Here is a 23,813-nt window from a genome sequence, read left to right as displayed (position 1 = left end):
TGTTTTTTATTTCAAATCAAACTTCATCATCATAAATAATTGATTCATCTGCTGCTACGTTGATTAAGACGCCCGCTGCCACTTCTTCAAGAGCCCTACCAACACTTTTTACTGAACGGTATGAATGAAGTGATTCGTCCTGTTTTTCTTGTAGTTCACGTGCACGCTTTGCTGCCAGTGTAACCAGAGTGTATTTTGAATCAACTTTTCCTTTTAGTGAATCAACTGATGGATATAACATAGTTTATTCTCCCTCCAACATTTGTAAGTATCTCTTTTCCACACGTTCTCTTCTGCAATGCTCTGCCGTGACGATTGCATTGATTCGATCACATGCTTTGGAGACCTCGTCGTTCTCTACTACATAATCGTAAAGATGCATCATTTCGAGTTCTTCTCTTGCTTTTAATACACGGTCTGCAATAATGTCAGATGCTTCCGTACCTCTCCCAATCAAACGAGTTTCTAGATCACTTAAACTTGGAGGTGCCAAGAAAATAAATAAGCCGTTTGGTACTTTTTCACGTACTTGGGCTGCACCGACTACTTCAATTTCAAGGAATACGTCACGACCAGCGTCGAGCGTTGCGTTAACGTAGTCGAGTGGAGTTCCGTAGTAGTTCCCTACATATTCCGCATATTCGAGAAGCTTTCCTTCTCCGATCATTTCTTCAAATACTTCTTTTGATCGGAAGAAATAGTCAACGCCGTCAACTTCACCTTCGCGCGGGTTTCTAGTAGTCATGGATATGGAGTATTCGTAGTTGGTGTCCGGACTTGTAAATAATTCTTTTCGTACGGTTCCTTTTCCGACGCCGGATGGACCAGAAAGGACGATTAGGAGTCCTCGATGTTTGTACATGTAATCCCTCTTTGTTATGTATTCATTAGCACGTCATACCTAACTATAACCTATACACCAGACAATTAAAGCAGATAGCACCGTTGATTTCCGTTCCAGGTGGGACGCTTTCCGCGGGCATGGCTTGAGCCTCCTCGTCCGCTTCGCTACCTGCGGGGTCTCAAGGCTCATGCTCATAACGCTTCGCTTATAATCGCAGAAGTAATTGCTATTCCCGCAGGAGTCGCCCACCTGAAACGAAAATCAACTAGATATCCTATATTTTTAAAATTGAAAGAAGTATTAATACAAAATTGTCTGATTAGACTACGTAGGCCCATGTGTGCAATCTGTTCATATTATACCATAATCATACGATGAGTGCTAAAATGGAACAAAACGATATGAAAGAGGAATCCGTATGGCATTTGATGGTTTATTTACAAGAGCAATAGTAAGCGAATTGCAGCAACTGAAGACGGGGCGGATTTCGAAGATTCATCAGCCGAATTCACAGGAAATCATTTTTCAAGTCCGAGCTAATAATAAAAATCATAAATTATTAGTATCGCTACACCCTTCATTTTCACGATTACAGTTGACTGATGAAGTGTTAACGAATCCTTCTGAGCCACCGTTGTTTTGTATGGTATTACGCAAGCAACTTGAAGGTGGAATGATTACATCAATTGAACAGCATGAGAATGACCGGATTGTGAATATTCACGTCCAGGCTCGAAACGAATTGGGGGACCAAATCGAACGGAAGCTAGTCATTGAAATCATGGGGCGACACAGTAACTTAATTTTACTCGACGCTTCACGAGATATGATTATTGACAGTATGAAACATTTACCGCCTTCCGTTAATAGTTACCGGACTGTTTTACCTGGACAGCCATATATTCCAGCACCACCACAAGACAAAGTAGACCCGTTCAAAGTAACCGAGACGGAATTCAATACAATAGTAGATTCTTTACAAGAACCAAAGGATATTGTACAGCATTTCGCAGGCTTTTCTCCATTAACAGCTGCGGAATTGCTATATCGTTTACAGGATGATAATCAATCATTTACTGTGTGGCGATCATTTCTTGAGAGTTTCAGCTTACGTACAATGAAACCCACTACCGTGGAAAACGATAGAAAAACTTTGTTTTCCGCAACTGCATTAACCCATGCACAAGGAATCACTCAATCGTTCTCCACTTTAGGTGAGTTGCTGGACAAAGTCTATTTTGCTAGGGCAGAACGGGAACGCGTAAAATCCCAAGCTATCGATCTAGAGCGTTGGTTATCAAATGAGATTGCCAAATTGGAAAACAAAACAAAGAAACTTCAAAAAGAACAAGAGACAGCGCAAGACTTGGATACATTGAAATTATACGGTGAATTATTGACTGCGAACAGCTACATGCTGCATAAAGGCGATAAAGAAGTGACTGTAGAGAATTATTATGAACAAGGCACAACCGTCACAATTCCACTCGATCCAAGAAAATCACCAATTGATAACGCACAACGCTACTTCTCGCGTTACTCAAAAGCAAAAACAGCATTGATTCGAATTGCAGAACAGCTTGAAAAAACTAAAGACGACATCGAATACTTCGAAATGGTCAGACAGCAAGTATATCAAGCTTCACCAATCGATATTGAAGAAATTCGTCAAGAACTAGTAGAACTTGGGTTCATGCGTGCTCGTAGAAGTAAAAAGAAAGTAAAACTACAGAAACCGAAACCGGAAGCATTCGTTTCTTCCACTGGCATTCCGATCTCAGTAGGGAAAAATAACAAACAAAACGACTACCTGACATTCAAACTTGCCGCTCGGGATCACATATGGCTTCACACAAAAGACATACCAGGCTCACACGTCGTCATTCACGACACCGATCCAGACGTCCAAACAATTGAAGAAGCAGCCGCACTCTCTGCATACTTCAGCAAAGCCCGGGAATCATCTTCCGTCCCAGTCGATTACACGCAAATTCGTCATGTGAAAAAGCCTTCAGGAGCAAAACCAGGCTTCGTCATTTACTTTGAACAGAAAACTGTGTTCGTTACACCTGACGAAGATTTAGTACGTAAATTACGGAAATAATGCACTGTATGGCTATATGTTTTGAACATCTTAAGACAGAAGTGAATTCCTTTTATTATAGGTTTCTGTTCTGTCTTTTTTCTTTAAAGATGCATCATCGTTCCACATTAAAAAATGACACCAGTTGATCGAAAGTGGAAGGCGGCGAGTGCAAAGATGTGCTCCTAACACTACGCTTTTACTCGCAAAAGTCGTTCTACGTGACGGCTCTTCCCGCGGGAATAGCAATTACTTCTGCTATTATAAGCGAAGCGTTATGAGCATGAGCCTTGAGACCCTGGACTGATGCTCGCAGGAAAGCATCCGCCTGGAACGTCGATCAACGTTGCCCAACCACTCACCACTCTTTCTTCTAGAAAGCAAAACGGCTCCCATTACGGGAACCGTTTTTATTTATTTACTTACAGCGTGCCAAGCTTCAACTTCGTATGCCATTCCATCAATTCATTCATAGACTCTTCCTTAACCGCGCCTTCTTCCTTCGCTACTTCAGCAAGTGCCGCAAAGTTTGTCAAGCTATGATAAGAAAGATTCGCCTCCGCAAACTTTTCGTCAGCCTTTTGCAACTCATATGTAAAGATCGAGACGATCCCACATACTTCCACGTCCTCTGCAATCAATGCATTCGCTGCATTTAAGCTACTTCCACCAGTCGAGATTAAATCTTCAATAATAACAGCCTTCGCATTCGCCTCGATTTTCCCCTCGATTTGACGGCTCTTGCCATGTGCTTTAGCTGTAGATCGGATATAAACCATAGGCAATTTCAAAATATCTGCAACCCACGCTGCGTGGGGGATGCCTGCCGTCGCCGTTCCTGCAATTACAGTAGTTTCAGGATAATGAACGCGGATCAATGCCGCAAGCCCTTCAGCAATTTCTTTACGCCCTACCGGATCTGCCATTGTCAAGCGGTTATCACAGTAGATAGGTGACTCGATCCCAGAGGCCCAAATGAACGGCTCTTCTGGATTAATTGCTACTGCTCCTACACTTAAAAGGATTTGTGCAACTTCTTTTTCTCTCGTCATGATGTCATTCCCTCCCACAATGTCTTTACATGTTGATATGCTTCAAGCGGATTATCAGCTCCTGTAATGGCACGGCCCACTACGATATGTGTAGAGCCTTCCTGTCTTGCTTTTGCTGGGGTGGCCACGCGCTTCTGGTCGTGGACATCACCTTGTGCCATGCGAATGCCAGGTGTCACTTTGAAGAAATCCTTGCCGCATACTTCTTCAATAATTTTCGCTTCCTGTACTGAACAAACCACGCCGTCCAACTGTGCGGATGAAGCCAATTTTGCGTAATGCTCCACAGATTCACGAAGCGGTACACGAATTAATTGTTCTTCGTTCACTTGTCGTTCATCTGTTGACGTCAGTTGAGTCACAGCAATTAATGCAGGACGCTGAACTCCCACAGCAGTTCCAGCGTAAAGTCCTTCAAGTGCCGCTTCCATCATTGTCTTCCCGCCAGCCGCATGTACGTTGACCATATCCACTTCAAGTGAAGCCAATACTTTCATTGCTGATTTTACCGTATTCGGGATATCATGCAATTTCAAATCTAAAAAGATGGAATATCCCTCTTCTTTCAATCGTGCAATCATAGCGGGGCCTTCTTTATAGTACAATTCCATTCCTACTTTGACATTGACTGAGTGATCAAAGGCTTGTAAGAAATCGAATGTCTTTTCAGCTGAATCAAAATCTAATGCGATAATTGGGGAGTGGTTCATACACGATGGCTCCTTCCAACTAATTCAGAAATATGATCGATTCCTAGTTCATCCAATTTAGCAGGTAGTTGCTCGATTATTGTTGGACAAATAAATGGGTCAACGAAGTTCGCTGTACCTACTGCTACTGCACTTGCGCCGGCAGACATAAAGTCCACAACATCTTGTACACATGTTACGCCACCCATTCCAATGATTGGAATATTAACCACTTGGCTTACTTCATAGACCATGCGAATCGCAACTGGCTTAATTGCAGGTCCAGATAAGCCGCCTGTTTTATTCGCAATCACCGGCTTACCTGTTTTTTCATCTAGACGCATGCCAACCAATGTATTAATCATCGTAATTCCATCTGCTCCGCCTGCTTCTACCGCCAATGCCATCGCTTTAATATCCGTGACATTCGGTGATAGTTTCACATACACAGGAACAGATGAAACAGCTTTTACAGCCGCTGTCAGTTCTTTTGCTATTTCAGGATCCGTTCCAAACAGGATCCCGCCACATTTGACGTTTGGACAAGAGATATTCAATTCGAGCGCATGCACGTTTGATGCTTTTGAAATTTGTTTCGCCACTTCAACGTAATCTGCAGTTTCAGATCCCGCAACGTTCGCTATAATTGGAACATCGAATTTCTCTAACCATGGTAATTCATTAGTCAACACGCCTTGAAGCCCAGGGTTTTGAAGACCGATAGCATTTAACATCCCTGAAGAAGTTTCAGCTACACGTGGTGTAGGGTTACCATAACGCATTTCTTCCGTTGTCGCTTTAATCATGATAGCTCCGAGCTGGGACAAATCGTACAGATTACCGTACTCCTTACCAAAACCGAAACAGCCAGATGCAGGCATAATGGGATTTTTCAATTCGAGTCCTGGCAATGTAACCGCTAATCTATTCATATCTGCACCACCCCTGCTGGAAATACTGGTCCATCTGAACATACTTTGACATATGCCTGATCTGTCGCATTTTCATTCGTATGACAGACGCAAGCAAAACAAGCACCGATACCGCAACCCATACGTTGTTCAAAAGATAAGAATCCTTTTTTATGCACATACGCTTTTTGTACGGCATCAAGCATCGGCATAGGTCCACAACTATAAAACGTTTCGAAGTCATGAGATAATTCACTCATGACGTTCGTAACAAATCCTTGTGTACCGTTACTGCCATCCACTGTTGCTATATATGTTTCGCCTAAAGCAGCAAATTCTTCTTCATAGAAAACTACTTGATTCGATTCGAAACCAAGTATATGAATGCATTTCACGCCTTTTGCTGTTAGCTGTTTTGACAATTCATAGAGTGGAGGCACACCGATCCCGCCACCAATCAATACAGCTGTTTGACCAGCCGTTGTTTCTTCAACTGGGAAGCCATTTCCTAGAGGTCCTAGTACATTAACTGTATCTCCCTCACGTTTTTCAGATAAGAGCGATGTACCTCGACCCTCTGCGCGATAAATGATGGTCATTTCATTTTTCTCGGGATTAATTTCAGCAACTGAAATTGGACGTCGCAATAATAGTTCAAATGAATCCGACACTCGGATATGGACAAACTGGCCCGGAGAAGTAATTTCTCCGACCAGCTTGCCTGTTAATTTCATCTCAAAAATGTTTTTCGCAATTTCCCGCTGTGATCCGACAGTCATTAAATCTTGGATGATCATTGAACCACCTGCGGCTGTGGCATTGCATCCGTCTGGAATGTCATGGACTCGATGACGGATAACATCGCGGCAGCTGTATCAATCGAAGTTAAACAAGGAACACCATTCTCCACTGTTTCGCGGCGAATTCTAAAGCCATCTCGTGCGGGTTGTTTTCCTTTAGTCAATGTGTTGATGACCAATTGTGCTTGTCCTTTTTGGATCACATCGATCAACGTCGGACCTTCTGTGCCAATTTTACCTACTGTTTTCACTTCGATATTTTCTGCTTCGAGTACTTTGGCAGTACCTTCTGTTGCCACAATACGATAGCCAGTTTCAATGAAACGTTTTGCAATATCTACAATTTCTTCTTTATCTTTATCGGAAACTGTCATTAACACGGTACCGTATTCTTTTACTTCCATTCCAGCTGCTACTAAGCCTTTATACAATGCTTTTTCTAATGTTATATCTTTACCCATTACTTCACCTGTTGATTTCATTTCAGGCCCGAGTGTAATGTCTACACGACGAAGTTTTGCGAAAGAGAAGACCGGTACTTTGACATAGACGCCTGCTGGTGCTTCTGCAAGTCCGTCGGTATAGCCTTGTTCTAAGATGGATTTCCCCAAGATAGCTTGAGTTGCGACATTTGCCATCGGAATATTCGTGATTTTACTTAAGAATGGTACTGTACGGCTAGAACGCGGGTTCACTTCGATTACATACACCTGTCCTTCCGAAATAACGAACTGGATATTCATTAAACCACGAATTTTAAGCCCAAGAGCCAAACGTTTCGTATAGTCAGCAATCGTTTCGATCATGGACTGTGAAAGGTTTTGCGGAGGATAGACTGCAATTGAGTCACCTGAGTGAACGCCTGCACGTTCGATATGCTCCATGATGCCAGGAATCAAAACTGTTTCACCGTCGCAAATTGCATCGACTTCAATTTCCGTTCCTGTTAAGTAACGGTCGATCAATACCGGATGTTCAGGACTAGCTTTTACCGCGTTCTCCATGTATTGAAGTAATTCCTCTTCATAGTAGACGATTTCCATTGCACGGCCACCTAGTACATATGACGGGCGGACTAAGACTGGATAGCCAATTTCTTTTGCAATAACGACTGCTTCTGGAACTGATAAAGCGGTCTTTCCAAGTGGTTGTGGCACACCAATTTCATGCAAAGCACTCTCAAATTTATCACGATTTTCCGCACGGTCAATATCTTCAAGTGATGTACCAAGAATTTTTACTCCGCGTGCTTCCAATTCATCAGCCAAGTTGATCGCTGTCTGGCCACCGAACTGTACGATGACGCCTTCAGGTTGCTCAAGATCCACGATATGCATGACGTCTTCAATTGTTAACGGTTCGAAATATAACTTATCGGAGATGGAGAAGTCGGTCGAAACGGTTTCAGGATTGTTATTGACGATGATCGCTTCATAACCTGATTGTTGTATAGCCCATACACAATGCACTGTCGCATAGTCGAACTCTACACCTTGCCCAATTCGGATTGGACCTGAACCTAAAACAATCACGCTCTTCTTATCCGTTTTTACAGATTCATTTTCGTCTTCGTACGTACCATAAAAGTACGGTGTATCGGATTCATATTCCCCAGCGCAAGTATCCACTTTCTTATAGACAGGAACTAGCCCTTGTTCTTGTCTCCAGTCGTATACTTCACGTTCTGTTGTCTTCCATAACTTCGCAATCGTCATGTCTGGGAATCCAAGACGTTTTGCTTTATAACCAATGGCTTTATCGTATGGATTATCTTTCAATATCTCTTCATAACGTACAATGTTTTCGAATTTACGCAAGAAGAATAAATCAATTGCACTCCATTCGTGTAATGTTTCAATTGTTACACCGCGACGTAATGCTTCTCCGATGAAGAATAGACGCTCGTCGCCTGCTTTGCGAATTCGTTGTTCGATCCATTCATCAGACATCTCACCACCGCCTGGAAGTGACAAATCGAATTGACCTGTTTCCAATGATCGAACAGCCTTCATGATGGACTCTTCAAATGTACGGCCCATCGCCATTACTTCCCCTGTCGCTTTCATCTGTGTACCCAAGTTACGCTTCGCTGATTCAAACTTATCGAAAGGCCAACGTGGAATTTTAGTGACTACATAGTCCAGTGTCGGCTCAAAGCAAGCATACGTATTACCTGTTACCGGATTCATCATTTCATCCAACGTCAATCCGACAGCAATTTTCGCCGCTAGTTTTGCAATTGGATAACCCGTTGCTTTGGAAGCTAATGCAGATGAACGACTAACACGCGGGTTCACTTCAATAATGTAATAATCAAAGCTATGTGGATCAAGTGCTAGCTGTACGTTACAGCCACCTTCGATTTTTAACTCACGAATGATGTTTAACGATACGTTACGAAGCATCTGGTTTTCACGGTCCGTCAACGTTTGGCATGGCGCCGTTACAATAGAATCTCCTGTATGAATACCGACAGCATCGACGTTCTCCATATTACAAACGACAATTGCATTATCTGCCGAGTCACGCATTACCTCATATTCGATTTCCTTGAAGCCTGCGATGGATTTCTCTAGAAGACACTGTGTAACTGGGCTATATTTCAAACCACTTGCTACGATTTCTTCTAAATCTTCATCATTGTGACAAATTCCTCCACCTGTACCACCTAGCGTGAATGCAGGACGAACGATAACTGGATAACCAATTTCATTGACGAATGCATAGGCTTCATCAATATTATGGATAATCTCACTGTCTGGAACAGGTTCACCCATTTCATTCATTAATGTACGGAACAAATCACGGTCTTCCGCTTTATGAATCGCATCCAACTTAGTACCTAAAATCTCAATTCCTAATTCGTCAAGGATCCCTGATTCATGTAATTCAATAGCCATGTTTAAACCAGTTTGTCCACCTAATGTCGCAAGTAGTGCATCCGGGCGTTCTTTACGGATGATGCGGCTAACGAATTCAAGTGTGATAGGCTCGATATATACTTTATCTGCCATTTCTGTGTCAGTCATAATGGTTGCAGGGTTAGAGTTGATAAGAATAACTCGGTATCCTTCTTCTTTAAGAGATAAACAGGCTTGTGTACCTGCATAGTCAAATTCTGCTGCTTGTCCAATTACAATCGGACCTGAACCAATCACGAGGATGGATTTTATGTCAGTACGTTTAGGCATTAGTATTCTCCTTTCGGTTGCTTGCAGTCATCAATTGAATGAAACGTTCGAATATATAGCTAGAATCTTGTGGTCCTGGTGATGCTTCCGGGTGGAACTGAACAGTGAATGCATCAAGCTTCTCACTTCGAAGCCCTTCAATACACTTATCATTCAATGCAATATGTGTCACTTCGAGACCCGTTCCTGCTAAAGAGTCTTCAAGTACTTCATATCCATGACTTTGTGATGTGAGATCGGTACGATTCGTAATCAAGTCTTTTACTGGATAGTTGCCGCCAATATGACTGTTCTTCATCTTCGCCGTTTTAGCACCGCATGCTAGTGCGAATAATTGATGACCAAGTCCGATACCGAAGATAGGCTTCTTGCCTAGTAATTCTTTGATAGTTTCGACTGCCCCTTCTACATCCTCAGGGTTTCCTGGTCCATTTGATAATAAAATACCATCTGGGAACAATGCTAATATTTCTTTTGCCGATATATCATAAGGTACAACGATGACATCGCAATCTTTTTTATTTAATTCGCGTAAAATACCATGTTTAATGCCATAGTCAATAACGACGACACGCTTACCTAAGCCTGGGGATGGATATGGACGTTTTGTAGATACTTTCGCAACCAAATCTTTTGGCAGTTCGTATTGTTGAAGTTCTGCAACAGTTGAATCGGTATCGATCTCTTCTCCTGCAGCTGTTAATTTACCGCGTAGCGCACCTTTTTCACGTAATAGACGCGTTAGTTTACGAGTATCAATCTCCTGGATACCTGGGATTCCTTTTAATATTAACAAGTCTCCTAGTGACATGCCGCTCCGGAAATTTGAAGGCTCTTCTGTTAGCTCTCTAACGACTAAGCCGTTGATTGCTAAGTCGATAGATTCATAATCGTCTCGGTTAATTCCGTAGTTACCGATCAATGGATATGTCATTACGATAATTTGTCCACAACCTGAAGGACTTGAAATTGTCTCCTGATAGCCTGTCATACCTGTTGCAAATACCGTTTCCCCTATCGAAGCACTTTCTGCTCCGAATGCCCTTCCTTCAAAAATGGAACCGTCTTCCAATACTAAGTATCTTTTTGTCATCATTGACCATCCTTCCATACGATGTTCCCACCGAAAATTGTCATTACAGGCCATCCAGCGCATTCTACTCCGTCAAATGGTGTGTTCTTACCTTTTGAAACAAATGTCGTACGATCGATTTTTTGTTGCTTTTCTAGATCCAGTAATACGAGATCTGCTTCAGCTCCTACTTCAAGCTTACCGTATGGCAAGTTGAACACTTCGGCAGGTTTTACTGTCATCCAGTCAAGAAGTTGTTTGAGTGTCCAATATCCTGGCTTTACGAAGTTTGTATATAGTAAGGGAAATGCTGTTTCTAATCCTGTGATGCCGAATGGTGCTTTTGCAATACCTACTGCTTTTTCATCTGCTGTATGCGGTGCGTGATCGGTTGCGATACAGTCCAATGTCCCATCCATCAAGCCTTCACGTAATGCACCGCGGTCTTCGATGGCGCGTAGTGGCGGATTCATCTTCCAGTCCGCATCGTCTCCGGGTACATCATCTTCTGTTAATAACAAATGGTGGGGGCTGACTTCTGCTGTCACATGAATACCAGCTTTTTTTGCGTCACGGATTACGCGAACTGATTCTTTCGTGCTAACATGACAAACGTGGTAATGTGCGCCTGCCGCTTCTGCTAGTAAAATATCTCGTGCAATATGTACGGATTCTGCAATAGAAGGAATTCCTGGTAGTCCAAGTTCTTTATTACGTTTCCCTTCATGCATTGCCCCACCATAGATTAGTGTGTTGTCTTCGCAGTGTGTCACAATAGCCATATCGATCTTCGCTGCTTCTTGCATTGCTTCATACATCATGCCAGCTTCTTGTACACCTACGCCATCGTCCGTGAACGCAAATGCGCCGTGTTCTTTTAATTCAGACAGATTGGTACGTTCTTTTCCCGCTTCTCTGATGGTGATGGACGCATAAGGGAGCACACGAATCTTAGCATGATCTTTAATTAATGTGTTGATTTTTTCAAGATTTTCTTTTGTGTCTGGTACTGGACGTGTATTCGGCATTGGACAAATGGTTGTATATCCGCCTTTTGCAGCTGAATGGGTACCTGTTTCAATTGTTTCTTTATGTTCTCCACCCGGCTCGCGCAAATGAACGTGTACATCGATGAACCCTGGTGATACAAGTAACCCTTTTCCTTCAATTACTTCACATCCGGCTGTACCTAGTTGATTACCAATTTCCAAAATCTTTCCGTCTGCAATTTTAATGTCCGTTTCGACGATCCGGCCTTCCTCGTTTACCATTTGCACTTGTTGAATTAACGTGTTCATATTACTTCCGCCCCTTCAAAATAAGTTCTAGAACAGCTGCCCGAATATAGACGCCGTTTTCTACCTGTTTAAAAATTCGTGATTGCGGACTCTCTATTAAACTATCCGCTATTTCTACATCACGATTCACTGGAGCTGGATGCATGATGATTGCACCTTTTTTCATTCTTGCAGCCCGTTCTATAGTGAGACCATATTGCTCATGATAAGCAGCTTTCGTATAAGCCATCTCTGTATTGTGACGTTCGTGTTGTACTCGAAGCAGCATGACGACATCACTCGTTTCAATCACTTCATCCCAGTTGTCAACACTGTCGAATTCTCCCGCCCATTCCGGTGGGCAGAGGAACGTGACTTCGGCTCCGAGCTTCCGCAAAGCTTCCGCATTTGAGCGAGCTACCCGACTGTGGGCGATATCCCCTGCAATCAATACCTTTAGTCCTGCAAAGTGTCCGAATTCCTCTTGAATCGTGAAGATGTCGAGCAAAGATTGCGTCGGATGCTGACCTGACCCATCTCCTGCATTAATGATGGCAACATTCGTACGTTTTATCAATTCTTCATAGAAACCATCGGCTGGATGACGAATGACTAGAGCATCCAACCCAATTGCTTCCAACGTCCTAATCGTATCATACAAAGATTCTCCTTTTAAAGTACTCGAGAAACTCGTCTCAAAAGGAATGATTTGCGCTCCTACTTTACGTTCTGCCATTTCAAAACTCGTTTTCGTTCTCGTACTAGGTTCAAAAAACAAGTTGCAGACGGTATATGTTCCAGGCAATTCCCTGAAGCCCAGCCGCTTAAAAATCGCTGCCCTATCGAGTATGAGCATGATCTCTTCAACTGTCAGGTCTTTCATTGAAACTAAATGTTCCATCAGATGTTCCTCCTTCACGAAATGCAAGTAATTCATGCACGAACTGCTTTTTTTCTATTCTTCCCGATCCATCAAAGTATCATCTGTTTTACCTGGCAACACGAGATTTAACAGAACGCCGACAATTGCTGACAGTGCCATACCGCCGATTTGGAATGTTTCACTTATATTGACAGTCGCTCCACCGATTCCGATGACTAGGATGATGGACGCGATAACTAGATTTCGTTGATTATCAAAATCGATCTTGTGGTCGATAAGCATCCGTATTCCTGATGAAGCGATGATACCGAACAACAGAATGGATATCCCCCCAAGTACTGCTGTAGGAATCGTAGCGATCAACGCCATAATTTTGCCTATGAAGGAGAAGAGTATCGCAAATACCGCAGCCCCCATGATCACATACACACTATAAACCCGCGTGATAGCAAGTACACCGATATTTTCTCCATACGTAGTTTTAGGTGGTCCTCCGACTAGTCCACTCATAAGCGTGCCCAGTCCATCACCAAGCAATGATCTGTGTAATCCAGGACTTTCAATATAGTTGCGATCTACTACTTTACCTAGTACCAACTGGTGTCCTATATGCTCAGAGATCGTGACAATCGCTATTGGCACCATAATGATCAGAAGTGTCGGTGTTACGACAAATTCATAATCCACACCAGGAATCAGCATCTCCGGTACCGCAAACCACTTGGCTTCTACAACTTTGCTGAAATCTAGAATACCGATGAACGCAGAGTAGATGTACCCCACTACGATTCCTATAAGTACTGGCATCAAGCTGATAATTCCTTTAAAGAACATTAAGCAAAATACTGCAGAAGCAAGTGTTACTAGAGCCGCCGAAAAGTGTAAGCCGCTATAAACATCCGCTCCGTCAACATTGATCGTGCTGGCCATATTTACGGCTGTCGGTGCGAGCGCCAATCCAATCACCATTATGACCGGTCCCACAACGATGGGTGGCAATAATTTCATGATCCAGTTATAGCCTGTTTTATAAATCAGTAACGATATAATCGCATAGACCAATGCTACGAACATACTACCTATCATTGCACTGCCGATACCGCCAGATTGCGTCGCCATCTGAATGGGTACAATAAAAGCGAATGAAGAGCCTAGATAGGCCGGAACTTGAAACTTCGTCACAATAATAAATACAATGGTTGCAATCCCACTCGTTAATAGCGCAATAGCAGGGCTTAAGCCTACTAATTGTGGTACCAAGATTGTCGCGCCAAACATAGCGAACATATGTTGCAAACTCAGTACCAGCCAACGAATAGGTTGCGGTTTTTCATGTACATCCAATACTTTTACACTCATCTATCATTTCTCCCAGCTTTTTATAATGTGCGTGTGTGAATCTTGACTCCATCCGTTCCATCTTTTTCGATCATACTGACTACTACCCGTTCTTCATTTGAGGTCGGGATATTCTTACCAACAAAATCTGGACGAATCGGTAGTTCTCGATGACCTCGATCTACTAAGACAGCCAGCTGTATGGAAGAAGGTCTTCCCAAGTCCATAATGGCATCTAGTGCAGCACGAACCGTTCTGCCTGTATAAAGAACATCGTCGACCAAAATGACTTTTTGATCCGCTACATTATGTTCGATATCGACTTGTTGTACAAATGCTTCTCCTTGCTGGTTCTTTAATTGAAGATCATCCCGGTACAATGTGATATCCAATTCACCGGTTTTGATAGGTTTACCTTCGATTAGTTCAATCTTATCCGCTAAGCGTTTCGCTAAGATTGCCCCTCTTGTTTTAATACCAACTAGGATGCAGTGATCAATACCTCGGTTTTTTTCGATAATTTCATGGGCAATACGTGTGACCGCCCGCGTGATGGCTTGTTCGTCTAGTATTTCTGCTTTTTCCGTCATATCAATAAGTCCCCTTTCTCTCTTACCTTTTTCCATAAAAAAACCCTCCAGTCAGAGTAGACTGGAGGGCGGACGTGCAGAAAAAAGCATACATCGATACTTACCGCAGTAAGTTATCATGTAATTCCGTGCAACCTTCCCAGCCTCACAGGACTGACGTTAAAGGTATCGCTATTCAATTGCTTATTAGAGTATACATCCCTTACTAAACGTTTGTCAACGCCTATTAAGAACGTAATTCATTTAGTAACTGTTGGAAATTTTCAGGCAATGGTGCAGTGAACTCCATATATTCATCTGTCGCAGGGTGATTAAAACCAACAGTTCCCGCATGTAGTACTTGTCCGCCAAAATCGATTGTTTTTCTTTGACCGTATTTCGGATCTCCTACAAGAGGATACCCAATATATCTCATATGCACACGAATTTGGTGAGTTCTACCTGTTTCAAGACGACATTCAACCAATGTATACGCGCCAAAACGTTCTAGAACCTTAAAGTGTGTAACAGCATTTTTCCCGTCATCCACGACCGCCATTCGTTGACGATCACGCTTGTCACGTCCGATTGGTGCATCTATTGTGCCGTTATCATGCGGAATATGTCCGTGAACTAAAGCAGTATATACCCGATTAACCGATTTTGCGACGAGCTGATTAACTAATGAAACATGCGCTTTATCATTTTTTGCTACCATCAATAACCCCGAAGTATCTTTATCAATACGGTGTACGATACCCGGTCGCATGATACCATTGATGCCTGATAAATCTGTCACTTGGTACATCAATCCATTAACTAGAGTACCACTTACATGCCCCGCCGATGGATGAACCACCATTCCTACAGGTTTGTTGACAACCAATACATCTTGATCCTCGTATACGATTTCAAGTTGTAAATTTTCAGCTTCAACATCATACTCCTCGATTTCTGGCTGCTCGACAGTAAGCTTATCGGCTGTCTTGACTTTATAGTTCGGCTTAACTGCACTGCCATTTACCTTAACATGTTCTTCTTTCACCCATTGCTGGATTTGTGTACGGGACCAGTCCGGTTGAAGGGTAGCCAATGCTTTATCGATTCGATTGCCTGTAAGTTCTTCAGTTATTTCATATTCAATTCTTTCCATTAGGACACCTTTTTCTTTTTCTTTTTTTCGTCAAGTATTACGTGTAACAAAATAAGTATGACAGCAATTGTCAGTGCGGCATCCGCCACATTAAATATCGGAAAATCATAATGTATAACAGGAATCAATACGCTGATGAAATCCACTACTTCTCCCCTTACTAGTCGATCGATAAAGTTTCCAATCGCACCGCCTAGCAATAGCATCAGACTCATACCTAGTAGTCGGTCCTTTTTACCTTCTGTATGGAAGAAGTAAACAATAGCTACTACTACTACAATGGTCACTATAAAAAATAACCACATCTTCCCTTCAAGCATCCCCCATGCAGCACCACGGTTACGGTGAGAGAGCAACGCAATATAAGGATCTAGAACAGAAATATATTCACCTAACTCCATATTTTTTACGACTAGCCATTTCGTCAATTGATCCAAGCCAATGACCAGTGCTGCGATTGCATAATAAACGATCACTTCATTACCCTCCGTCCAGCTAATTTCTTCTTTAGTTTACCACAAAAACACGTCTTTCATTATGTTTGTTAGTTCAACGATTCAAAAAAGCCATCATCATCCACGAATGAATGATGATGGCTGCGACATCAAAATTACTTACGCATAATTTTCTTTCACAACAGTCGCGCATCGTGTACATAGTGTTGAATGTTCTGCATCTTCTCCAACCGTTTTAGAGATTGTCCAGCAACGCTCACATTTTTCACCTTCAGCAGGTTCTACCAAGACCGTTGCATGATCTAGTTTCAATGCATTCGGTAAATCTGCATCTGTACTCTCTTCAAAGTCCGAGACGATGAAGAATTGTGCAAAGTCGATATCATCAGCTTGCAATATGCCGCGTTGAATTTCAGGCAACACAACAGTCACTTTTGCCTCCAATGATTTCCCAATTACTTTCGCGTTTCGCGCTTCCTCAAGAGCTTTCAAGACATCATCACGGATCTCCATCAAGTTATCGAAGCGCTCACGAAGCGTGTCCGCTACTTCACCTTTATGATCAGCTTCAGGCATATCCGTCAATTGGACACTATCTTCTTCAACGTACTGAATGTTTTTCCACATTTCATCTGCAGTGTGTGGCAAGATGGGTGTGATGAGCTTGACAAGTGTAATCAATGTATTATACATCACTGACTGCATTGCACGACGATCTGGATGATCCGCAGCTTCGATATAGACCACATCTTTCGCAATATCCAAGTAAAGTGAACTTAGTACACCTGTACAGAAATTATTGATTGCGTGGTAGACCGTAGGGAAAGCATACTGATCGTACGCTGTAAGAACTTCCTCGATCAAATCCTGCAACTTCACGTAGACATACTGATCAATTGCACGCATATCATCAAATGCTACACGATTTGTAGCCGGATTAAAGTCGGCTACGTTACCATGCAAGAAGCGAATTGTATTACGGATCTTACGATAAACTTCCGAAACTTGCTTAAAGTTCGAATCAGATACACGAACATCAGCTGTATAGTCTACAGACGATACCCAAAGACGTACGATATCCGCACCAAGCTGATTGATCACTTTCGAAGGGACGATGACATTCCCTAGAGACTTGCTCATCTTTCGACCATTTTTGTCCAATGTGAAACCATGGCTCAAGATGCCTTTATATGGTGCAATACCATTGATGGCTACGCTCGTTGTCAATGAAGAGTTGAACCAACCACGATATTGATCGGAACCTTCAAGATATAAATCTGCTGGGTAACGGAGATCGTCACGTTCTTCCAGTACACCTTGATGTGTAGTACCCGAGTCGAACCAGACATCCATAATATCGGTTTCTTTCGTGAATTCGCCATTCGGGCTTCCTTCATGTGTATAGCCTTCTGGCAATAGTTCTTTAGCAGAACGTTCGAACCAGACATTTGATCCATTCTCGCGGAATAAATCTGCTACATGACTGACCGTTTCATCTGTAAGAATGACCTCACCATTTTCCGCATAGAATACCGGAATCGGAACACCCCATACGCGCTGACGAGAAATACACCAGTCGCCACGGTCACGGACCATATTGAATAAACGTGTTTCTCCCCAAGCTGGCGTGAACGAAGTAGTTCGGATGGCTTCGAGTAAATCACTTCTGAAAGTTTCAATAGAAGCGAACCATTGTGCAGTCGCACGGTAGATAACCGGCTTCTTCGTACGCCAATCATGCGGATACGAGTGAGTGAAGAATGACAATTTTTGAAGCGCTCCGACTTCTTCCAGCTTTTCAGTCACCGCTTTATTCGCATCCTCATAGAACATACCTGTGAAAAATGGTGCTTCATCTGTCATGACACCGCGGTCATCAACCGGAGATAATGCATCGATTCCATATTGCTTGCTCACGTAGAAGTCATCTTCACCATGACCTGGTGCTGTATGGACACAGCCTGTACCTGCATCTGCCGTAACATGCTCACCTAACATGATTAATGAATCACGATCATAAAACGGATGCCTAGCAACAATTCGGTCTAGTTCTACGCCTTGAATTTCTTTTTCGATCGTGTACTCTTCCCATTCAAGCTCTTTCGCCAAATACTCGACTAAGTCCTTTGCAATTACAAACTTCTCATTCTGTACGTTTACTACAACATACGTAAATTTAGGATGAACGGAAATTCCTAAGTTTGCAGGAATGGTCCAAGGTGTTGTTGTCCAGATTAGGAACTTCACATCATGCTCCAGTACACCTTTCCCATCCGAGATTGGGAAGCTGACATATATGGAGGGAGACTTTTTATCCTGATATTCAATTTCCGCTTCCGCCAAAGCAGTTTCACTTGAAGGAGACCAGTAGACAGGTTTTAGTCCTTTATAGATGTATCCTTTTTTAGCCATTTCACCAAACACTTGTATTTGACGTGATTCAAATTCAGGCTTCAGTGTGATGTATGGATTCTCCCAATCTCCACGAACCCCTAAACGCTTAAACTGCGTTCGCTGATTGTCAATTTGTTGTAGGGCATACTCTTCACACATTTTACGGAATTCAGCAGTACTCATTTTTTTGCGATCAATCTTTTTATTTACAAGTGCTTGCTCAATCGGCAAACCATGTGTATCCCAACCTGGAACATATGGTGCGTGGAATCCAGACATCGATTTATAACGAATGATAAAGTCTTTTAACACTTTGTTCAGTGCGTGACCCATGTGTAAGTCACCGTTCGCATAAGGCGGTCCATCATGCAATATGAAGAACGGACGGTCTGCGGTACGTTCTTGAACTTGCTGATAGATATTCTTCTCATTCCACTCTTCCTGTATTTTCGGCTCATTATTTGGCAAATTTCCACGCATAGGGAAATCAGTTTTCGGCATAAGCAATGTATCTTTATATTCCATTATAATTCCTCCTTAAAATATGGGTAATTCTTTTTATTGCTATAGAAATGAATTCGGCTAGCTCAAGCGCTCAACTGCTTAAGAAATCAGAAAAACCCCATCCCAAAAAGGGACGAGGTTCATTCTCGCGGTACCACCCTACTTGCAATCGCATAAAGCAATTGCCGCTTAGACACTAGTAACGGCAGTGTGAGACCGAGAACCAAGATCTATATAAAGGTTCTAGCTCAGGAGTGATTTTCGTTTTTGATTCACCACCGGGCTTACACCATCCCCGGCTCGCTATGGGCAAAATCAGAAAGTACTTTTTCCGTCAACGCTTCTTCGTTTCAATTTACTTTTCATTATAAAAATGTGTTCGAAAGTTGTCAAGCTTCTTTCGTCTGCTTGACTAGTTCTTCATCTAAACTGTCTACATTCGGAATATCCAACTCTTGCTCAGCTACACTTTCGACACTGGAGGTATCCAATTCATACTTTAACAAGTCATCCCAGTCTTCAGTATTGATCATGTCTAGCTGTGCTTCTACCATCATCTTGAAACGGCTTTTGAATACTTTTGACTGTTTCTTTAACACTTCAACTTCTAGTGCAATCTTTCTTGCCTGCGCAAGTGCGTCGTTAACAAGGCGGTCCGCATTCTTTTCTGCTTCAGAAATGATTAACTTTGATTCTTGAATAGCATTTTTTCGAACATCTTCTGCAGCCTCTTGTGCAATCAGAATGGATTTTTGCATCGTTTCTTCTATTAAATTAAAGTGAGTAATCTTCACTTCATTATCAGAAACCGTTTTTTCAAGTTCTTCATTTTTCTTCAGGACGTTTTCATAATCCTTCATCAATTGTTCTAAAAATGCATTCACTTCATCTTCATCATAGCCACGAAATTTCGTATTAAACGTTTTGTTATGTATATCCGTAGGGGTTAAAGCCATAATACGCTTACTCCTTTCAGTATGCTTACATAGTTTACAGTGTGATTGTGTTTACTACTTGATTAAACACTACTTTTCTTAATTTATCAAGGATTCAATTCATACTAGTGCACCAATCATCACTCGAATTTTATCTTTCTTTGTACGTCCTTCGATACTCGTGATTCTAAAGCGGCCATACCCTCTAATTGACAGGACATCATATTCTTCCACTTCAAACGCTTGTTGGTCAATCATAGCCCAATTCACTTTAACTTTCTCCGCCTTAATAAGTGATGAAGCTTTAGCTCTTGAACTGTTTGTTAATGTTGCTACGATGTTATCCAAACGCAATGAACTAACGATATGCAGATCTTCTGTCCACTCTTCTTTTACGTTAATAAAATCTTCTGTGTTCAGGACTGGCTCTACTGAAATTTTCACTTTACCTACTTGCGTGAAATGGACGTGAATGTATTCAGATACTTCCTGAGCAACCGCAAATTGCACTGTCTCTTCAGTTAGTCGAATATCACCAAATCGTGAACGCTCAATTCCAACAGACAGTAAGGAACCAAGGAGCTCGGAATGTTTCATTGTGACGAATTTTTGTGGATAATTCACTTTATATACACTGATTTGAAAATCCTCTTTAGTTGGGGTGTAATAATCTGGATAGATTAGCACACGCTGTCGTTCAGCCTCGTTAAAGCCACCTTCTGCTGTCAAAGTGAGATCTGAATTCCTCACCATGGATTCCGTTATGAACCGCTGACGTGGATCCATAAACTCTGTTAGCTTGGGTGCATACGTATCTTCCACTTCTTTCACCCAACTATTCACTTTTTCAATAAATGGTTGTTCTTCTTTACGAAAATGTTGAAATATTGAATCCATTCTATTTCTTCTCCTTATATAAAAAAATCCTCACCTTGTGAGGATTTCCAAATTCAGTTTAGGATATACTTAACTTACTAATGCTTGGAAGATCATCAAATATATCTGTCCAATCCCTCTGCTGATTAATTGTAAAGACAACAATGCGACAATCGGTGAAAAATCAATCATACCAAATGGAGGTATGAACTTACGGAAAAAGCCTAAATAGGGTTCAGCTAATTTCCCTATAAGCTGCCCAAATTTTGTTTCTCTTGTGGAAGGAACCCATGACATTAAAATATAAATGACCAACAGAATAGAATATAATTGCAAGGCCCCAGAAATAAATAAATACGAGTTGTTTAATAATGCGATCATAATAACATGTACACCTCATTCAAATTGTTCAACTTTCATTGGTTGAAAGCTCTAAGTTTCGTAGCCTATCGTTCTTGTTGTTCAGATAGAAACTCCGTAATTTTACCAGCTACTTCTACGTTGTCAGGTGCACATAGGAATATATCTGCGCCAATTCGTTGAATGTCGCCACCGAGGGCATAAACTGTACCACTTAAGAAATCAATGATACGAAATCCTTGATCACGCTCTATCTGCTGTAAGTTCACGACGACAGAACGGCGATTCTTCAGATGTTCTGCAATGTCCTCTACTTCTGCATAAGAACGCGGCTCCAGTAGAATGACTTTTGATGATTTTTGAAGACTTTGTAGACTAATCACAGGGGCTTGTGTAGATGAAGGTTTTTGCGGAGAGGCTTGAAGACGACCATTGACAGCTCGTTTCTTACCACCTAGCTTCTTCATCTCTTTGCGAGCCATTGCTTGTTCACCTTTTGTAAGTTTACTTTGAGGTTTCGGTTGTTGAACTAAATCTTCTTCCTGTACCCAAAACATTTTTTCCAATCGTTTTTTAAGGCTCATTCAGTTTCCTCGCTTTCTGATCCGGCCAATGCAGTGCCGATGCGTATATGAGTTGCACCTTCTTCTATTGCGATTGTAAAGTCATTGGACATACCCATGGACAGTTTTGTACACGGTGCATAGGGTAATCCTTTTGTTGCGATTCGATCTCGTAGTTCACGTAGAGAACGAAATGTGTTGCGAACTACTGATTCATCATCCGTGTTTGGTGCCATCGTCATCAGTCCAATTACATGAATGTTTTCATAAGCCGCCAATTGTTCAAAAAATAGATCTACTTCATCCGGGGTAATACCTGATTTAGACTTTTCACCTGAAACATTGACTTGTACAAAACAATCTAGCGGCTTACTTGCCCGCTTGTTCACTTCTTTCGCAAGGCTCATACGGTCAAGCGAATGAAGGCAGTCAATCGTGTCGATTAATTCTTTTACTTTGCGCGTCTGTAAGTTACCAATAAAATGCCAATTGACTGGATCTTCAATCGTTTCTTGTTTATCAAGCAATCCTTCGAGGCGATTTTCTCCTAAGTTCTTAATCCCAATATCTAGTAGCGATTGCGCTCTAGCGGAAGATACTTGCTTCGTGACGGCTATTAACGTGATGTCATCCGAGCTGCGATTTGACGTTTCACATGCTTCGTTTATTTGATTTTGTATAGTTTCTAGTCGTTGTTCTATTTGTCCCATATTATCACTACTTTTCATCAGCTTTATTTCATTGTATCAATTTGGGCACTATATATCAACGATAAGTCATTTATTGAGCCTTTTATTCTCAATCAAGATAATATCTTTACCAATCGTCATGACGTCATTGTAATTGATTTTTTGAACACCTTTTGACTTGCTGTCTGAGAAAAAGGAGCGTTCAAGTTCTCCTATATGAAGTTGCGCAATTTCTCCTTTTTCGATGTCAATTGTGGCATCTTGAACAAAACCGAGGAAAGACCCTTTTTTCAGTTCAATCACTTCTTTTTTCTGTAAGCTGGAAAAACGCATAGTTTCCCCTCCTTCTTTCATACTATGCATAGGGCGTTTTAATGAGAACGTGAAAAAATGCTCGACGAATTAGAAAGTTCCTAGAGAGAGGAGACATTGGATAGTGGTTTGGGATTTCTGTTGCAGAGATGGACGCTTTCCGGGGGCACAATCTTGAGCCGCTTCCACCGCTACGTGCAAAGATGTGCTCCTAACGCTTCGCTTCTACTCGCAAAAGCCGTACTTCGCAACGGCTCTCGCTCAGTCCAGGGTCTCAAGATTGTGCTGATCCCCAGGAGTCGCCACCTCTTCCACTGCAATCCTACCGTGAGACTGCGATTAGTTTTAAACGTCATTGAAATTGGCTAGTGACTTAGTGGCGCCTTATTACTTATTTAAATTCAAAATCTGTAAAGGCCTGAAGCTCAATGAGCGCTTACAACGCAGGTATGATCACTTAATTGTTTCTAAGAGCGTTCACCTAATGAATATGATCGCTTGTTGAGATTATTGAGCGGTCGTGAAGTTGCTATGATCACTTAGACGAATCTATGAGCGCTTGCGTATTTGGTTTGGGTTTGGGTTTGGGTTTGGGTTTGGGTTTGACTATATCTCCTCCCATCTATATCCAGAAAAAAACAAAAGTGAATCGGAGTGGAAGGCGGCGACTCGGGGAGGATCAGCCCGACAGGTGAGACAACCAAAGGGAGCTACGCGACCTGGTTGGCTCACCGCGGGCCCTTCCGAACTGAACTGCACCCCAAAACTTGGACACATTCAAAAGAAAAAGGATGTGGTTCAAGTGAGAAAAATACATGTAGAAGATAAGATTCAAGCGGTTAAACGATACATTGAAGGTAATG

The 23,813-nt window shown here is 42.1% G+C and carries 22 protein-coding genes and 1 other annotated feature; of the genes, 1 reads left to right on the top strand and 21 read right to left on the bottom strand.

What is annotated here, in order from left to right; genetic code table 11:
* Positions 1 to 16: 16 nt before the first annotated feature.
* A complete protein-coding gene (gene rpoZ / locus CSV60_RS02720) occupies positions 17 to 241 on the bottom strand; it encodes a DNA-directed RNA polymerase subunit omega (protein WP_099635923.1) in 225 nt (74 codons plus the stop codon).
* A gap of 3 nt (positions 242 to 244) precedes the next feature.
* Positions 245 to 862 (bottom strand): guanylate kinase, encoded by a 618-nt coding sequence (gene gmk / locus CSV60_RS02715; protein WP_099635922.1) that lies wholly within the window; start codon positions 860 to 862, stop codon positions 245 to 247.
* 400 nt (positions 863 to 1,262) lie between these two features.
* On the opposite strand from gmk, the gene CSV60_RS02710 reads away from it, so the two are divergent.
* Entirely contained in the window at positions 1,263 to 2,948 is a 1,686-nt protein-coding gene (locus tag CSV60_RS02710; protein ID WP_099635921.1) for an Rqc2 family fibronectin-binding protein, read from the top strand.
* 401 nt (positions 2,949 to 3,349) lie between these two features.
* Here the strand turns inward: CSV60_RS02710 and pyrE are convergent, their stop codons facing one another.
* From pyrE to CSV60_RS02615, 19 genes are all read right to left on the bottom strand, one after another.
* On the bottom strand, positions 3,350 to 3,979 hold the full coding sequence (pyrE, locus tag CSV60_RS02705) for an orotate phosphoribosyltransferase (protein WP_099635920.1): 630 nt from the start codon (positions 3,977 to 3,979) through the stop codon (positions 3,350 to 3,352).
* Positions 3,976 to 4,689, bottom strand: coding sequence for an orotidine-5'-phosphate decarboxylase (gene pyrF / locus CSV60_RS02700; protein ID WP_099635919.1), 714 nt, complete (start codon positions 4,687 to 4,689; stop codon positions 3,976 to 3,978). The genes pyrE and pyrF overlap by 4 nt, the downstream gene beginning before the upstream one ends.
* A complete protein-coding gene (locus tag CSV60_RS02695; protein ID WP_099635918.1) occupies positions 4,686 to 5,600 on the bottom strand; it encodes a dihydroorotate dehydrogenase in 915 nt (304 codons plus the stop codon). The genes pyrF and CSV60_RS02695 overlap by 4 nt, the downstream gene beginning before the upstream one ends.
* Entirely contained in the window at positions 5,597 to 6,376 is a 780-nt protein-coding gene (locus CSV60_RS02690; RefSeq protein WP_099635917.1) for a dihydroorotate dehydrogenase electron transfer subunit, read from the bottom strand. Before CSV60_RS02690 ends, CSV60_RS02695 begins: the two co-directional genes overlap by 4 nt.
* Entirely contained in the window at positions 6,373 to 9,570 is a 3,198-nt protein-coding gene (gene carB / locus CSV60_RS02685; RefSeq protein WP_099635916.1) for a carbamoyl-phosphate synthase large subunit, read from the bottom strand. The genes CSV60_RS02690 and carB overlap by 4 nt, the downstream gene beginning before the upstream one ends.
* The gene (locus CSV60_RS02680; RefSeq protein ID WP_099636071.1) at positions 9,563 to 10,663 is read right to left on the bottom strand and encodes a carbamoyl phosphate synthase small subunit; all 1,101 of its coding nucleotides are present in this window, start codon (positions 10,661 to 10,663) and stop codon (positions 9,563 to 9,565) included. Before CSV60_RS02680 ends, carB begins: the two co-directional genes overlap by 8 nt.
* Complete coding sequence (locus CSV60_RS02675) at positions 10,663 to 11,940, bottom strand: dihydroorotase (protein WP_099635915.1); 1,278 nt, start codon at positions 11,938 to 11,940, stop codon at positions 10,663 to 10,665. The genes CSV60_RS02680 and CSV60_RS02675 overlap by 1 nt, the downstream gene beginning before the upstream one ends.
* Before the next feature lies 1 nt (position 11,941).
* The gene (locus CSV60_RS02670) at positions 11,942 to 12,820 is read right to left on the bottom strand and encodes an aspartate carbamoyltransferase catalytic subunit (RefSeq protein WP_099630864.1); all 879 of its coding nucleotides are present in this window, start codon (positions 12,818 to 12,820) and stop codon (positions 11,942 to 11,944) included.
* A gap of 54 nt (positions 12,821 to 12,874) precedes the next feature.
* Entirely contained in the window at positions 12,875 to 14,161 is a 1,287-nt protein-coding gene (locus CSV60_RS02665; RefSeq protein ID WP_099630863.1) for a uracil-xanthine permease family protein, read from the bottom strand.
* A 20-nt stretch (positions 14,162 to 14,181) separates the two neighbouring features.
* Positions 14,182 to 14,730, bottom strand: coding sequence for a bifunctional pyr operon transcriptional regulator/uracil phosphoribosyltransferase PyrR (gene pyrR / locus CSV60_RS02660; RefSeq protein ID WP_099631026.1), 549 nt, complete (start codon positions 14,728 to 14,730; stop codon positions 14,182 to 14,184).
* A 226-nt stretch (positions 14,731 to 14,956) separates the two neighbouring features.
* Positions 14,957 to 15,862, bottom strand: coding sequence for an RluA family pseudouridine synthase (locus CSV60_RS02655; protein WP_099635914.1), 906 nt, complete (start codon positions 15,860 to 15,862; stop codon positions 14,957 to 14,959).
* Positions 15,862 to 16,338, bottom strand: a complete 477-nt coding sequence (gene lspA / locus CSV60_RS02650; protein ID WP_099630861.1) for a signal peptidase II — start codon at positions 16,336 to 16,338, stop codon at positions 15,862 to 15,864. The genes CSV60_RS02655 and lspA overlap by 1 nt, the downstream gene beginning before the upstream one ends.
* A gap of 138 nt (positions 16,339 to 16,476) precedes the next feature.
* Complete coding sequence (gene ileS / locus CSV60_RS02645) at positions 16,477 to 19,236, bottom strand: isoleucine--tRNA ligase (protein WP_099635913.1); 2,760 nt, start codon at positions 19,234 to 19,236, stop codon at positions 16,477 to 16,479.
* A gap of 105 nt (positions 19,237 to 19,341) precedes the next feature.
* Positions 19,342 to 19,562, bottom strand: a binding site (T-box leader).
* Between the two features lie 42 nt (positions 19,563 to 19,604).
* Positions 19,605 to 20,171, bottom strand: a complete 567-nt coding sequence (locus CSV60_RS02640; protein WP_099635912.1) for a DivIVA domain-containing protein — start codon at positions 20,169 to 20,171, stop codon at positions 19,605 to 19,607.
* Between the two features lie 99 nt (positions 20,172 to 20,270).
* Positions 20,271 to 21,047: a YlmH family RNA-binding protein gene (locus CSV60_RS02635; protein WP_099635911.1), complete on the bottom strand. Its 777-nt coding sequence runs from the start codon at positions 21,045 to 21,047 to the stop codon at positions 20,271 to 20,273.
* A gap of 69 nt (positions 21,048 to 21,116) precedes the next feature.
* Positions 21,117 to 21,407, bottom strand: a complete 291-nt coding sequence (locus CSV60_RS02630) for a YggT family protein (protein WP_099635910.1) — start codon at positions 21,405 to 21,407, stop codon at positions 21,117 to 21,119.
* Positions 21,408 to 21,472: 65 nt separating this feature from the next.
* Positions 21,473 to 21,970, bottom strand: coding sequence for a cell division protein SepF (locus tag CSV60_RS02625; protein WP_143565313.1), 498 nt, complete (start codon positions 21,968 to 21,970; stop codon positions 21,473 to 21,475).
* Positions 21,967 to 22,659: a YggS family pyridoxal phosphate-dependent enzyme gene (locus CSV60_RS02620; RefSeq protein ID WP_233189523.1), complete on the bottom strand. Its 693-nt coding sequence runs from the start codon at positions 22,657 to 22,659 to the stop codon at positions 21,967 to 21,969. Before CSV60_RS02620 ends, CSV60_RS02625 begins: the two co-directional genes overlap by 4 nt.
* 66 nt (positions 22,660 to 22,725) lie before the next feature.
* A complete protein-coding gene (locus CSV60_RS02615; protein ID WP_099675178.1) occupies positions 22,726 to 22,971 on the bottom strand; it encodes a PRC-barrel domain-containing protein in 246 nt (81 codons plus the stop codon).
* Between the last annotated feature and the right edge of the window lie 842 nt (positions 22,972 to 23,813).

Origin of the sequence: Sporosarcina sp. P7 (assembly GCF_002743425.1) — a bacterium.
In the GTDB taxonomy this organism is placed as follows: Bacteria; Bacillota; Bacilli; order Bacillales_A; family Planococcaceae; genus Sporosarcina.
Note: the sequence above shows the minus strand (reverse complement) of the source record. Positions and strands in the feature narration are given on the sequence as shown.